The sequence below is a fragment of the Candidatus Ozemobacteraceae bacterium genome, assembly GCA_035373905.1.
Taxonomy (GTDB): Bacteria; Muiribacteriota; Ozemobacteria; order Ozemobacterales; family Ozemobacteraceae; genus MWAR01.
This window is the reverse complement of sequence record DAOSOK010000037.1, coordinates 1-14,873: the sequence shown is the minus strand read 5'-3', so window position 1 is coordinate 14,873 and position 14,873 is coordinate 1. Positions and strand designations below refer to the sequence as shown.

The 14,873-nt window shown below is 59.9% G+C and carries 10 protein-coding genes; 8 read left to right on the top strand and 2 right to left on the bottom strand.

The window, feature by feature from the left end; all coding sequences use genetic code 11:
- The first annotated feature begins 22 nt into the window (after positions 1-22).
- The 6 genes from PLU72_16250 (at position 23) to PLU72_16225 (ending at position 11,160) form a co-directional block, all read left to right on the top strand.
- Positions 23-2,959, top strand: a complete 2,937-nt coding sequence (locus PLU72_16250; GenBank protein HOT29729.1) for a cyclic nucleotide-binding domain-containing protein — start codon at positions 23-25, stop codon at positions 2,957-2,959.
- A gap of 120 nt (positions 2,960-3,079) precedes the next feature.
- Positions 3,080-8,533: a kelch repeat-containing protein gene (locus tag PLU72_16245; protein ID HOT29728.1), complete on the top strand. Its 5,454-nt coding sequence runs from the start codon at positions 3,080-3,082 to the stop codon at positions 8,531-8,533.
- Positions 8,530-9,087 (top strand): prepilin-type N-terminal cleavage/methylation domain-containing protein, encoded by a 558-nt coding sequence (locus PLU72_16240; protein HOT29727.1) that lies wholly within the window; start codon positions 8,530-8,532, stop codon positions 9,085-9,087. The genes PLU72_16245 and PLU72_16240 overlap by 4 nt, the downstream gene beginning before the upstream one ends.
- Before the next feature lie 4 nt (positions 9,088-9,091).
- Entirely contained in the window at positions 9,092-9,739 is a 648-nt protein-coding gene (locus PLU72_16235) for a hypothetical protein (protein ID HOT29726.1), read from the top strand.
- 5 nt (positions 9,740-9,744) lie between these two features.
- Positions 9,745-10,419 (top strand): hypothetical protein, encoded by a 675-nt coding sequence (locus PLU72_16230; protein HOT29725.1) that lies wholly within the window; start codon positions 9,745-9,747, stop codon positions 10,417-10,419.
- 120 nt (positions 10,420-10,539) lie between these two features.
- On the top strand, positions 10,540-11,160 hold the full coding sequence (locus PLU72_16225; protein HOT29724.1) for a Uma2 family endonuclease: 621 nt from the start codon (positions 10,540-10,542) through the stop codon (positions 11,158-11,160).
- Positions 11,161-11,284: 124 nt separating this feature from the next.
- Here PLU72_16225 and PLU72_16220 read toward each other — a convergent pair whose 3' ends face one another.
- Both PLU72_16220 and PLU72_16215 read right to left on the bottom strand, forming a co-directional pair.
- Positions 11,285-11,863, bottom strand: coding sequence for a phospholipid scramblase-related protein (locus tag PLU72_16220; protein HOT29723.1), 579 nt, complete (start codon positions 11,861-11,863; stop codon positions 11,285-11,287).
- Positions 11,864-11,975: 112 nt separating this feature from the next.
- Positions 11,976-12,809 carry a hypothetical protein gene (locus PLU72_16215; protein ID HOT29722.1) on the bottom strand — a complete coding sequence of 278 codons (834 nt, stop codon included), beginning with the start codon at positions 12,807-12,809 and terminating at the stop codon, positions 11,976-11,978.
- Positions 12,810-13,018: 209 nt separating this feature from the next.
- Between PLU72_16215 and hprK the strand changes: the two genes are divergently transcribed.
- Both hprK and PLU72_16205 read left to right on the top strand, forming a co-directional pair.
- Positions 13,019-13,942, top strand: coding sequence for an HPr(Ser) kinase/phosphatase (gene hprK / locus PLU72_16210; GenBank protein ID HOT29721.1), 924 nt, complete (start codon positions 13,019-13,021; stop codon positions 13,940-13,942).
- Positions 13,942-14,873, top strand: a 932-nt coding sequence (locus PLU72_16205; GenBank protein ID HOT29720.1) for a YvcK family protein, incomplete at its 3' end; no start/stop codon positions are given. The genes hprK and PLU72_16205, both read left to right, overlap by 1 nt.

Below are 14,873 nucleotides of genomic sequence, written 5' to 3'. Positions count from 1 at the left end.
ACAAAGAGAGAGGAGAGTATCCATGCTCGATACGATCGAACTGTTCAATGGTCTCACGCGCCAGGAGTTGGAGCAGATTGCGACGATCACCGTCGCCGTGACGTACAACCGGGGCGAAATCATCTTCCAGCAGGGAGACTTCTCCCGTGATTTCTACATCGTCAAGACCGGCCAGATCGAAGTGTCGGTTCGCGACATCTTCCAGGAGCACAAGGTCGTCGCGATCCTGAAGAACGGCGATTTCTTCGGTGAAATGGCTCTCTTCGACAAGGATTCCGCCCGGTCGGCGACGACGACCGCACTTCAGCAGACGATCCTGCTCAAGATCCCCGGCCAGGATTTCGAACGCCTGCTTCGGGAAAAGCCCTCCATTAGCTTCAAGCTGCTCGGCGCTCTCAGCCGCCGGCTGAAAAGCGCCAACGTCTCGACCCAGCCGATCGCCGAGAAAAAGCGCGAGGCCAAGATCGTCACAGTCGCCTCGGCCCGCAACGGCTACGGCAAGACGACGTTTGCGACCACGCTCGCCCATATGCTGGGCGCCGAACTCCCCCGCAAGATCCTCTACGTCGACCTCGACGTGTATTTTGGCGACGGCACCTACGTCATGGGCGTCTTCTCTCCCAAGTCGATGATGAGCTTCTTCGAAGCCGTCAAAACCGGCATCTCCGGCTGGGACGTCATGGTCCGCCACCTCGTCAGGCACACCGACAACCTGTACAGTCTGCCCGCTCCGAGCGACTTCCTCGAAGGCGAGAAGATCGACGCTCCCGACCTGGTGTCGGCCCTGAAGATCTGCCGGCAGTATTTCGATTACATCGTCATCGACACCGACAGCAGTATGACCGAACTGCTGCTGAACGTGATCGATCTGTCCGACCACCTGTTCTTCCTGGTCGACATCGCCGACGCCCTCGCGATCAAGAACAACGCCCGCTTCCTCCAGGGAATGGCGCATCTGAACATCTCGGAAAACCGCGTGAACCTGCTCGTGACCAAAACGGAAGAGTCGTTCGACCCCGAGAAGGTGAAGAAACTGTTCAAATACCGCGTTCTCGGCGGCCTGCCGCAGTTCAAGTCGGCCCCCCTGGAGCACGGCCAGAGTGTGTATCAGCGCGGTCCGACCAGCCCCTACAGCAACGTCGTTCGGCTGCTGGTCCGCACCGTCCTGCAGGAGACGGCCCTCCAGACCCAGGCGCAGGGCGGCTTCATCTACCGGTTCCTGTTCGCTCCCGAGAGGGGCGAGCGCAAGGCGCTCACTCCCTCCGTTCCCGAACTGCCGGCCTCCGTCGATATGTTCGCGGGCATCACCGAAGAGTCGTGCGCTCCGTTGCTGAAATACGCCCGGGCGAACCTGACCCACGGAAACCTGGACAAAGCCCAGGCCGACGCCATGCGGCTGATCTCGCTCTGCCCGCGCTCGAGCGCGATCTACCAGATTCTCGGCGAGATCTTCACGTTGCAGAAGAACATCTCGATGGCCGTCGATGCCCTGAAGAAAGCCATCGAGCTCGAACCCACCAACCACATGGCTCTCGGATACCTCGCCCAGATCATGTCGGACGAAGAAATGCGCGACAAGGCGCTCGCGACGGTCAAGCAGAAGATCTCGTCGAATCCCGACTTCCCCGACCTGCACAACGACGCCGGCAAGCTCATGTTCCAGTTCCACATGTATGACGAGGCCATCCAGCAGTTCCGCAAGGCCCTCGAACTGAACCCGCAGTATTCCGAGGCCAGGCTGTACATGGCGATGTGCATGGGTGAGAGCGGCTCGCTGGAGGCGGCGATCCGCGAACTGATGAACATCAAGCCGAAAAATATCCGTGTCTATTATATGCTCGGCATCTACTTCAACAATGCCGGCCAGTTCTACGAGTCGATGCAGGCCCTCTCGGTCGTCGAGAACCTCCAGTCCAACTACTTCGACGTGGCCGAGCGGCTCGCGTCGCTGCGCGAATACTTCGACAAGCTCCACAGCCTGCTGAACATGCACCAGGAACTCCTCGACGCGCATCCCAACTATCCCGACCTGCACCTGAAGCTGGGCAACCTCCTGCTGATGGTCGGCCGGTACAAAGAGGCGGAGAACAGTTTCAAGGAAGCCCTGCGCGTGAACCCGGGCTACACGGCGGCCAAGCAGAAGCTCGAGGCGATGAGCAATATGCCCTCCTATCTTTCTGTCCTCACAACCGAGCTCGAGCAGCATGTCGCCGAAGTCCAGGAAGGCACCCAGCCGCCGTTCGACGTCGAACTGCGTTTTGAAAAGCTGTCCGGCCTCGAGTCGGCCACCGGCAAGGGGCGGATCGACGGATTCGCCGTCCGCCTCCGCAACCAGCGCGGCGGTCGCGAGGTCATGGCGCCGCTTTCGAAGGAGCACCTCAACGAGGGGAAGATCGTCATCCACTGCACCGGCCTCGGCCGCGTGATGCCCGACGACCTGCTGGTCCTGCAGATGGTCGAATCGAAGACCAACGCCGTCGTCGCGAGCATGCCCGCGCTCGTCACCGCCAACGACCTGTGGGCGGGCCGCATGGTCATGGACCTCACCGGCGAGCAGGCCCGGCTCTGGCATTATCCCGGCGCCGGCATGGCGAAAGACATGGCTCTCCCGGTCCGATACTTCTGCGTGAACGTCCAGTCCGCCGGTCTTGCCCGCGGCCTGCGCATGACGCCTCCGCAGTGGCGCGCCGAGCTGACGAACCCGGCCACCGGCGCCAAGGCTGTCGGGTATCCGAACCCCGACCAGAACGAGTCCGCCACCTTCACGCTCACCTCGGCAGACGGCAAGGACGTCGTCCACGTCTCCGACCGTCTGAATCTCCGTATCTTCTCACCCAAGGGCAAAGAAACGGTCTCAATGGACTTCACCATTCTCCAGGAAGACATCGACGCATTCAGCAAAACGATTGCCGTCACGAACCTCCCGCAGATCGAGGAACGTGCCGCCGAAGCCCGCTGACCTCGTAACCCCGTAACCTCCCGGCGGCGCGCACGTCCGTGCGCGCCTCCTCGTATCATGTGACAAGATGCGCCTTTTCAGGGTACAATGAAAAGGAGAGAACCTTTTCGGAGGGGAAACGTGACGACGGTTGCAAAGCGAGTGTTCAGGATGGCGCGGCGTTTCCGCCGGTTCGTCGGTGCCGAACCCCGGATTCGATGGGGCATGACGTTCGCCGAGGCGCTGATCATGATCGTCGTGGCCGGCTCCCTCCTGATTCCTGTCGTCGGCACCCTTCAGACCGGCATCGACCGGACGAACGCCTACGTCCACCAGGACCGCATGCGGACGATCGCCCAGGCCTCGATGACCGAGATTCTCGCCGGCAGCGCCTATGCGAGAACGCCCGTCGTCGATTTCACGGCCACGGTGACATGGCCGATCAACGATCCTGAGGTGGTCGCGACGTACGTCATGCAGGTGGAGACGCTCGAGGGTATCACGCTTGCCACCCTCACCTCCGATGTGAAGGGCGATTTTGCCGGGAACGAGGCGATGATCGGCTCTCAGCCGGCCAACCTCAAGACGGTCGTGGTCACCGTCACTCGCGTTCCCGACCCCGATGACGTCGGCGTCGAGCCGGCGCAGGTGCGCCTCTTCTCGATGGTCGCCACGCCGAAGTCCTTCAACCCGAACCGCATCTACATCGCGGACAAAGACAACATCTGCATATATGCCATCGACCCGCTGACCAAAAACGTCGTCGAGACGTTCGACCTCCCGTTCAGCAAAACTCCTAAAACCAAGACGGAAAACAATCCGGACCGTCCCGGCAACATAGCCGTCCATCCCAGTTCCGATTGGGTGCTGACGCAGCGGGAGAAAAGCCTGTTGCTGACGAACGTGGGACTGTTTTCAGCCACGAGGCGCACGAGCGTGGTTGTGTATGCCACATCCACAAGCTATCTCGAAAAGCCGAACGACAATGAAGCCATCCGCAAGGACCGCGGAGTCGTGTTCCGGCCGGATGGGCGCTACTGCTACGTGACGTCGCACTCCCCTGCCGGCCTGTCGATTTATTCGGTTCCTGATACCGTCGTGGCGTCGTTTTCTCTCGTGAAGTTTCTGCCGATATCGACGGCCAAATTCGTCGATCTGCAGGTCGGCGAGGACGGGTATATATATTTGGGTGACTATGATAATGCATCCAAGTGCTTCAAACGTCTGAACATGTTCGCGCCCCAGAATCTCGTCGCTCTCGAGGATTACAGCCTTCCCGGCTGGCTGGCGAGCACGAACAAGAAGGCGATGGCCGCCTGCACCTCGCGCGACGGCCGCAGGGTCTACTCGGTCTGGGAAGACGCCTACATCGCCAGCTCCTCCTCGAATAATCCCGCCGACTGGGGGTGCGCCAAGATCAGTCACCCGGTGAATCCGTCCAAAGAGGATATCCAGGATGTGCAGGTGTCCGGCGACAACAGGGTCGTCATCGCCACCTCGAAGCAGGGCGGCGGAAAAACGCGCATTTTCGCGATGCCCAGCGAGTTGAAGGCGGGCACGATCAACGTCTGGACCGATCCGCCGAACCGGGTCGCCTATCCCGGCAGCGGCGACATCACGAACCAGGCGGTCCTCAGCCCCGCGATGAACGAAGTCTGGGTCGACCGGAAGGGGGCCGGCGAAATCTACGCGCTCGACACCCCCGGCCTTCTGGCCGGCTCCTACACGACGGCGATTCCGACGGACCGGACGGTCCTCTTCCTGCCGAGCGGCGACGCCGGCTGCGTCGCCGCCAGAATGTCCGAGATGGTCGCCGTTGCCTGCGACGGCCCGACGAAAACAATCGAGTTCATCGACCCCTGGTCGAAGCACCATTACGAGAACCTGACCCGAAAGCTTGTGAGATACTCTAAGACCCCCACGCATCTCGCGTTCAATGGCGCCGGCAGCCAACTCAGTGTCTGTTACAACGCCTCGTCGACCCTTCCGGAAGTCATCGACGTCTTCAACGGCGATGTTGCGCCTGGCGTCATCGACCCCGAAAGCTGGGGAGTGACAAGCGATCAGCCGACCCATCACGTCTATTTCCAGAACGGTGGTTTTCTCATTCAGAAACAGTCTTCTTTGATGAGTGCGAACGGCTACGTCTCGTTTAATGCGAGCGGCACCAAACAGGCGGATGTGGATTTCCCCACGACCGCTTCGATGAGCGACATGATCGCCCTTCCTGACGGTGGGGCGCTTGTTCTCGTCACCGATTTCGGTGCCACCTGGACCCGCCTCGACTGGATCGGACCGGACGCCTCCGTGTATGCCAAGTGGGATAGCAGGTTCGATGCCTTCCCGCCCCCCCTCTCCACCCGTATGGCAATAAGCCCCGACGGGGGCCTGCTCGCAATCTATAGCGCAAACTATAACGGCGCGACGGAGAGCGTGCACGTGTATGATTTCCGTTCCAGGAATTTCGGCACGCTCACCCAGCAAACGGGCTTGATCTGCGATTATCGGAGCGGAAGCAAGATCGATTTCAACGGCCCGGTTCCATCCGATGTGGCGATGACGGGCACGACATACAAGCTCAAGGAAAATTTCACCTGCAACGACCCGGTTGCCAACATGGTCGACTATCCGGCCAACTTCTATTGGAATACGACGAGCAAATACGGCGGTGTCCGCACCACTCGCTTCTTCGGCTACCTCCGGATTCCGGAGCCGGTGAAGGCCATCGGTCTGGCCTTGCGTGACGGTGGGCGGTTCAGCCTGGACGGCGGAACCTGGTTCAGCCATCAGTTCGAAAATTCGGCAGGCGGTGTCTGGGCTGCGGCGTTCGATGTGCCGGGGCTTGATCCCCCGGCCGGTCCGCGGGTTCAGTTCGACAAATCGACCCAGGGTGACAACGATCTTGCCATGGGGCCGTTTTTCTCTCTCAAAGCCGGGGCGGATATCAGCGGTAGTGGCACGGCCGATATCACCTGCCACGGGTATACGGCTTTGGGCTCGAGCAACGGTGCAAACTGGACCAGAATTCCCAAGACATACACCGTGCCTCTGCGAATCACGCCGCCCCATGTGCTCGAGTGGACAAACTCACCAACGAATGCGGGCTTCAACAGGTTTTTCCTGACGTTCGGTCGGGATGTCGCCTCGTCGACCCTGTATCTTTTCAACGCCGAGACCAGTCTCTTGTATGCGGTTCCTATGAGCGGCGCTGTTATCCCAAAGCCGCTTGTGGCTGGTATTGCGGCAAACACCGGACAGGGCCTGGCAATCACCCCTGATGGCCAGATGCTCCTGATTCCTGCGAAGAATCCGAGCCGGGTGCATCTGGTCGATATCTCGATTCCCGCCCGTGCGAGTTATCTGAGCATCATCGACGGCATCGATCTCCCGCAAACCCCCGTCTGCATTGCTGCGCGGCCGTTCAACCGCATTGCCAGCAGGAAGGATGTGTATGATGTCGTGGCGACATTCACCGTCGAGCCGCCCACGGGTTCGAACATCGCGGCTGTTGCGACGAACGGCATCTATCTCCTGGGCGGAACCGCCGCAAACCAGACCGACCCGCTGACGACGATCCTTCGATTCAATCCATCCGACAATTCGATTGCTCTGCTGTCAAAAACTCTCGAGAAAAAGGCAGGAGCCCCCGCCGTCGTTTCCTATGACGACGAATTGCTGGTCTTCAACGGCATGGAAGCCGTCCCAACGGGATGGGTTCAAAAATATAACCCGACAACCAATACCCTGATAACCTCTGCCGATCCACCGACACCCATTCTCAATCCTGTCATGACCGGTTATACGACTCCGGCGCCATACGCCGTCACAAAATCGAGCGACAGTACGACGACAACCAACGAACCGGCTTGGCGTCTCTTCGATGGTCAGGAAGGAAATACGAGCCCCCCCTATACGGCATGGTGGGCGGGAAGCGGAAAATCAGCAAATCAGTGGGTGCAAATGGATTTTGGCACCCCTGTCATCGTGAACGGATTCAAGGTGATCAATTTCACTGCGTTTGGAAATTATGGGGCGAAAGATTGCAAAATCCTCGGAAGCAATACGAATACCTGGACAACGTTGAATACCGATTATTTCGTGATTGGGACATTCACTGCTCTGAATACCAGCGGATGGCAAAGCTTCGGCCCTTGGGCGAATATGTCGGCTTTCCAATACTACCGGTTCTTTGTAGTGAATAATTACGGCAGTGATGGTGTGTGTGTCGTCGAATGTAAATTTCTGCAAACGAGCATTCAACCGATCGGATCTTTTATGTCGCAGACAGCGGCAGACGACAACGCGACGGTGATTACGCGGCGTAATCATGCCGGGTGCATGACCCCGTATGGTCCGGTGATTGCCGGAGGGTATGCTCCCACGACGGCAACCCGGTCGGTTCAGGTCTACTGGCCCCACGCCGTTGCCTCATTCAGTTTCACCGGAGAGGCTCAAACACCGGTGGTTCCTCTTATTCACCTCAAGTTCAATGAAACGTCGGGAGTGACGGCGAATGACTCCTCCGGAAACGGGAAAAATGGGACTCTGACCACGTCGACCTGGACTTCGGGAAAATTTGGAAATGCGGTGAATATCAATGGAGGGTATGTAACCATCCCATCCGGAACAACGATCGGGTTTGGGACTGCAACCAGCTATACAATTTCCGCCTGGGTCTATCTCAATGCAAACCACAACTGGGCGCGGGTTTGCGATTTTGCTACCAATGCCAGCACCTATGGATTTTTAACAACCCAGTCGTCTTTTACAGGAAAACCGGGTTTCTGTGTCACGAATACGGCGGGGGGGCCTGCAATTGATTCCTCGGAACCCATACCTGTCGGAGTATGGACCCACCTGGCTGTAACGGCATCCGGTACTGACGGCAAGCTCTACATGAATGGAGTCGTTGTCGGGACAAATCCGGCCATGACGGTGAACCTGACGCATCTCGGGAATTGCTCAAACAGGATCGGGAAGTCTGTGGGGGCTGGCGAAGCCTCGCTGAATGGGCTGATCGATGATTTTCGAATCTTTCCTGCCGCCATGTCGCAGGATGAGATTCAGGCGTTGATCGCAAGCAGATGGTTGGGAATCTCGCGTGATCTTGCGCCGATGCCGGGAAATCGGGTGAATCATAGCCTTGTCTGGCATGAAAACAAGCTCTATCGCGTCGGGGGAAGTGACGGAACGAATATTCTCACCACTGTCGACCGGTTCGACCCGGCCACCAATGTCTGGACGGAGTTGTCGGCCGCCGCGGACACGGATGAGTTTACCGATCCGGCTGTCTTGTTCAAACGCCAACGTGCCGGTGCCTGTTCCTTTGGCGACGAGATCTTCATCTTCGGCGGTGAAAATCCTGTCGGTACGCGGCTTTCGACCGCCGCGGCCTGGAACCCGGCCACCAGAACGGTGCGCAGGCTGAAGGACCTGCCTCTTCAGACTACGTGGGGCTTTTCTGAAATGGCCCTCGAGAGTTACACCCCGCTTGGGATCAACGCGGTTCCCCTGGGGCCCTATATCTATCTGCTCGGCGGCTCCAACGGCACGGCGAACGGCACCAGCAAACAGGTGCTGAGGTATACGCCATGATGCTGAGGCGGCGCGGCGGGGCTGGCTACACGCTGATGGAGATACTGGCCGCGCTTTCCATCATCGCGGCGATGGCGAGCGTGGCTCTGCCGGCGATGGACAACTTCTTCGCGTCGCAGCGAGTGGCGGCCGAGGCGAACCGGTTCATCCAGAACGTTCGAACGGCGCAGTATCGGGCGATGGAGACGCAGATATATCACAGATTGTATTTTATGCCGGATGGAACTGGATACAAGCTCGGCGAGTATGTGAAACCGGCATGGTGGAACGCACCGACGGAAGTGCATGCGCACGACTGGACGGCATCGAACAGTGTGTTCTGGGCCGATATCACGGGGGAGGACGTCGTGGCGTTCGACCCGGCGGTTCGGTTCTTCCCGCCCTTCGCGGATCCCATTTTTTTCCGTCCGGACGGGACGCTCGTTCTGGCTCCGGCGTTCGAAGCTCCCCTGGTGCCAGACTGTCTGGCCACCTTCAGCTACGGCCTTTCCGTGATGACGGTGAACATCACGCCGATCGGGATCCGGTCGTCGGAAGACTTCTACGAGGAGTGAATCCATGACGACGTATCGATTTCGCAGGAACACGGCAGGATTGACGATGGTCGAGGTGCTGATCGCCTCGACGGTTTTCGCCCTGATGGCGGTATCGCTTCTCTCCTACGTCCAGTATGGTTCCCAGGCGTGGAAGACCGGGCATCAGAAACTGGATGTCGGCTCCTATTACCGGTCCGTCACCGACACGATCCAGCGCGAGCTCCAGCAGGCCGACAGAGTGTTCGAGCCCAAAGTGAACGGGCCGGCATCCTCCGCCCTGAAATACGATCTGGCGATCTCCAGCGGTTCGGCCTATGTGGGCACAGCCACATTCCTCCTCGAATGGGTTCCTTCCTCGAAATCCCTGCGACGAAGGATTGTCGCCAAAAGTCCTGCGGTGACAAGTGTCTGGAACAGTTTGGCGAAAATCACGATCATCACTAGCTCCAGCGTGGAATCGACCGATTCCGGTGGCTCTGTCGATACAAAGACGTTACCGGTCGGTTTCGAGTTCACCGTCGCCCGGGACGTGGCGACCTTCACCGTCACACGGACGTCATCCTGGACGGCAAATATCGCCATCGGTATTGAAAGCTCGATGGGCGGCGAGGACGGTCGCGTCGAAAGCAAGCTTTCGACGATGACCTTCGCCATTCCGTCGGGGAGGTGACCTCGATGCGAAGCGGTTCGGCGGCCCTGATCCTGACGATCATCGTGCTCGGTTTCATGATGGCCGTGTCGACGAGCTACGTCACGATGGTCCAGACGGAAACCCGCGTCCAGACGTCGGTCGACAAGATCGCGCGGGCGAAGGATGCCGCCTTCTCTGGAGTCAGCTACGTGATCGCCCGGCTGATGGCGACCAGCAGCACGTTTCTCGTCGACAACACCCCTGTATCCCTCAAGGGAGACCGTCTCTACTTCGCCTACGATGCGACGCCGGCATCGAAAAACATACGGTTCACCGGCCTGACGCCGACGGCGGACTTCAAAAACGTCGCCTCGAGCCAGTGGATCTATCCCGATACCACCGGCCTCCTGATGTCCGGCGAGACGGCGAGTTCCGTCGCGTTCCGGGTGACGAGCTATCCGGCAACCTATCCTGCCAGCGTCACCATGGATCCCGGATATTATTATGTGAAATCCCAGGGCATGTATCGGGATATCGAGGACGGGACGACCGTCACGGCGACCTACTCGGCCCAGATCCTGGCCCGGCTCAGAATCGCCACGCTCACATACGAGGTGAAGCTAGAACGGTACCGCGCCATGGAAGTCGAAAACGATGGCTCGACCGCCGAATTTTTCACCGGCCGCCCCGTCATCTACCCGCCTCCGCCGGCTCCGTGACACGTGCCTGTAGGGGCGGTGTCTCAAACCCGCCCCTACGGATACGCGGATTTGTTGAAAATAAAATATTGTCTATGATATGATCGGAATCGTCATCTGAACGAAAGCAAGGAGAATACCATGCCGAATCTGGCGCGCAAGCTCGGCGGGCGGTTCACCTACGGCGACTACCGTTCCTGGTCCGAAGAGGACCGGTGGGAGCTGATCGACGGCGTGGCCTACGATATGACGCCGGCTCCGGCCCGGATTCACGCCGATCTGTCGATGGCCCTCCTGAAGCAACTGCTTGCGTATTTCGAAGAAAAGTCCTGTAAGGTATATCATGCCCCGTTCGACGTACGACTTCCAGAAGGTAACGAGCCCGATGACGAGATCGAGACAGTCGTTCAGCCGGATCTTCTCGTGGTCTGCGACGAAAAAAAGCTCGACGACAAGGGATGCCGGGGCGCGCCCGACCTGGTCATCGAAATACTTTCCCCGGCGACGGCGTCGAAAGACTGCATTCTAAAGCGTGCGTTATACGAAAAACACGGTGTGCGCGAGTTCTGGCTGGTCGACCCGGCCAACCGCGTGGCAACCGTCTATTCACTCGGGGCCGACAGGTTGTTTGGCAAGCCGGCGATCTACTCCGACGAAGACACGGTGCAGGCGGGCCTGTTCCCTGACCTGAACGTCGATTTCGGCAAAGTCTTTCCCGCCCAGCCGAAAACCGTCCGCGAACGCCCCGCCAGATACCTCTAGGCCAGGTTTCCACGAATATACTAAAAACGTTTCACCACAGAGACACAGAGGCACAGAGATACAACGTTTTGAAGAATATTTCTTTCTCTGTGTCCCGGTGTTAATGCTGGTTTAAAACTATTTTTCAGCTTTCGTGCCAGATGAGGTCGATGGCGATCGTGGCGGCGAGGACGAGCGGGGCTTTCGCGAGGTCGCCGGCGATGTCGATGCGATAATCGTCGGCCGTCGTCATCAGCTCGCGGGCGAGGCCGCCCCACAGGTGCTCGATCCGGGCGAGACGGCCGCCCGAGGTGTCCTCGAAGCTGAACGTGCGGCCGAGCAGGTCGCCACGGACGGTCCCGAGAGAGGAGCCGTCGGGGGCGGAGACGTCGAGCCGTGGTTTGACGGCGCAGCCCGCTTCGTTCAGGACGGCGATGGCGGCGCCTTCCGCGTTTTTGACGACGATCTTCGCGTAGGGGCGCCAGCCGGCACCGTTCAGTTCGAGCAGTCGGTTCCCGGAGGCATCCTTCACCTCTACGGTGACGGGAAGCCAGCTTTTGTCAAAAAAAGTTTTTGCTATGGAATTGCCGATGCAGGACCGCTCCTCGGCTTCACCCAACAGCTCCTTCCCGGTTTCGTCGGTGATCCGGTAGGATTCGTGAAGTTCAGCCGCGCCGACGGCCTCGTGAATGCAATACACGCGCTTTTCGAATAATCCGCTCATCTCGTCACTCTCCTTGTGCCCGATTCGTTGATTCAACTTCGAAGAACGATCCGCAGATCACGCAGATCGTGAACCTGAAATGAACTGCCGGTGCAATGATGTGTTTCCGCAGTCACCAGACGGCCAGGGTCGGTGTCGCCTGCCAGCCATCGGGGATCTCTCCGGCCGCCGAGGCGACCTGTTTCATTTCATCCCAGAGTGCCGGATCGACGGCGCCGGCCGGCCCGTTTCCGGAAGAGGCTTTCTCGGCAGCCGCTTTCAACCCGGTTTTCCAGCGGTTTCGGGTCGGTTCGTCCGCCGCGAGCCAGCCGGCCCGCAGAAGGTGCCAGGTCTTGTCGAAGCCGCTCAGGTGCTGCCTGACCTGTTCCGTGTAACCCGGAAAGCCGTCGGCCATCGCCCGCATGAAACCGTCGCGTTCGGCCGGCTGAAGCGTTTCGGGTTTGTCGGGGGATCGAGCGAAACCGAGATACTCGGTGAAGGCCTCCAGGTCCTGGAGGGAGACCGAGTCCGAGCCCTGGGCTGCGATGATCTTCGTCGTTCCGTCGCGAACCTGCATGTAGAGCTGGGCGGCGGGGTCGGCTTCATCGTCGGCGGCGGTGCCTTCGAAGTCTTCGCGCAGGATCTCGCGGATAACCTGGCGCTGGTCGGGATTCATCGAGGTCATCGACGTGACCAGCTTCGAGGCTTCGAGGAATGCCTTCCGGCCCTCGGGGTCCATGTCGGCGCACTCTTTCTTCAGGGTTTCGAGGAACAGCTCTTTCTGGCCGGTCGTCAGGCGCGTGCCGAGCGTGTACTCGATCAGTCGCACGTGATCGCGCACGGCCTGGCCGGTGATCGGCGGCTCACCCGGCGAGACCAGTTCGGGAAGGGCGCCGGGGGCCGGCGCCGAGACCAGGGCGACCAGCAGACCACAGATCGGCAGAGCCTTGCGCAAGGCGAGAAACATGCGGTTTTTCTCCAGGTGCGTGAGTATTGTGGTTCACATTCTAGACCCGCGGCCATTCATTGGCAACATCATCGCTGGAATAGAATATCAGGAATGAGCATGAGAGGGCACATCGCGAGGCGGGGTCGGATGTGGTATAATCCGACGACACGACAGGGGATTTCCGCTGTCGCGCAGGTCATCGCACCACGGAAACGGGACAACGCAACATGGCGCTGGTACTGGTCAAGGAAATCGCACGCGATCACGGGCTGACGGTCATCGCGGGCCAGGAAGGCCTGGACCGCAAGATCATCTCGTCGGAAGTCCACCGGCCCGGCCTCGAACTGGCGGGCTTTTTCGAGCATTTCGGCTATGAACGCATCATCGTGCTGGGACGGACCGAGCTAGCCTACCTCGGCGAGCAGGCCCCCGAGACGCGGAAAGTCCGGCTCCGTCAGCTTCTCTTTTTTAATATACCATGTATTATAATAAGTGACGACCTGCTCGTTCTCGACGAGCTGATCGAGCTGTGCAACCAGAAGCAGGTTCCGATCCTGCGCACGGCCGAACGGACCGGCGAGTTCGTGTATCAGCTCTCGCGCTACCTGCACAACCGGTTCGCGCCGCGCAAGAGCGTGCACGGCGTTTTCCTCGAGGTATACGGTGTCGGTATTTTGATCATCGGTCCTTCCGGCATCGGGAAGAGCGAATGTGCGCTCGAGCTGATCAAACGCGGCCACCGGCTGGTCGCCGACGACGCGGTCCAGCTTCTCAAAATCAGCGACACGAAAGTGGTCGGCTCGCCCGACGAGATGATCCGGCACCACATGGAGATCCGGGGTCTCGGCATCATCGACATCCGGTCGCTGTTCGGCATTGCCGCGACGTCCGACGAGAAGACGGTCGAGATGGTCATAAACCTCGAAAAGTGGGACGATCGCAAGGAATACGACCGGCTCGGCATCATGCAGCGCACGACGAAGCTGCTGAAGGTCGAGGTGCCCTGCACCACGATCCCGGTGCGCGAGGGCCGCAACCTGGCCGTCGTGGTCGAAACGGCGGCGATGAACTTCTATCTCAAGCGCATGGGCGTGTTGACAGCCGAAAAGTTCGCGAAGAAGCTCCAGGCCAAGATGACCGGAGACTTCTGATGCGGTTTTCGCTGCGCCGGTGGTTCGGGCCGTCGGTACGGACCCGCCGCTGGGTGATTTTCCTGGCGGGCGGCGTCGCGATGGCGTGTATCTCGGTGTTCCTGGCCGGCCTCGCGATCATGATGCTGACGCCGTTCCATCTCGATACCATCCGGAGCTTCGATCCCCTCGCGATCGCGCTTGCGGCGCTCAGTGCGTTCCTGCTCGGTTTTTTTTGGCTTTCTCTCGGCATCCGGAGCTCCTTCCAGCTGCTTTCGATGCGTGACTACGAGACGTCCGAGAAGCTGCGAGCCCTCATGTTCCGGAAACAGCCGACGGGGCCGCGCCCCCAGCTCGTGGCCGTCGGCGGCGGAACGGGACTCAGCTCGCTGCTCAAGGGTTTGAAGGAGCTTCCGATCGATCTGACGGCGGTCGTCACCGTGACCGACGACGGTGGCTCGTCGGGCCGGCTCCGAAAAGACCTGCAGATCCTGCCCCCGGGCGACATCAGAAACTGTCTCGTCGCGCTGTCTGGCTCCGAGAGCCTGCTGTCGCGGCTGTTCCAATACCGGTTCGGCGAGGCCGGCGGCGAGATGGGCGGCCACAGCTTCGGCAATCTGTTCATCGCCGCGATGACGGGCGTGCTTGGAGATTTCGGCACGGCTGTGCGCGCCGCGAGCCAGATTCTCTCGATCCGCGGCCAGGTCTTGCCGGTCACATGCGAAAACGTCGAGTTGATCGCCCGATTCGAGGATGGAGCGGAACTGCAAGGCGAAACCGCGATCTCGGCCGCCGGCAAGCGCATCGTCGAGATGAGCCTGCGGCCGGAAGAGCCGCTTCCCAACCCGGAAGCGCTTGCGGCGATCGACCGCGCCCGCCTGATCGTGCTCGGCCCGGGAAGCCTGTATACGAGCGTCATTCCGAACCTGCTGGTGCCGGAGATCGCCGAGCG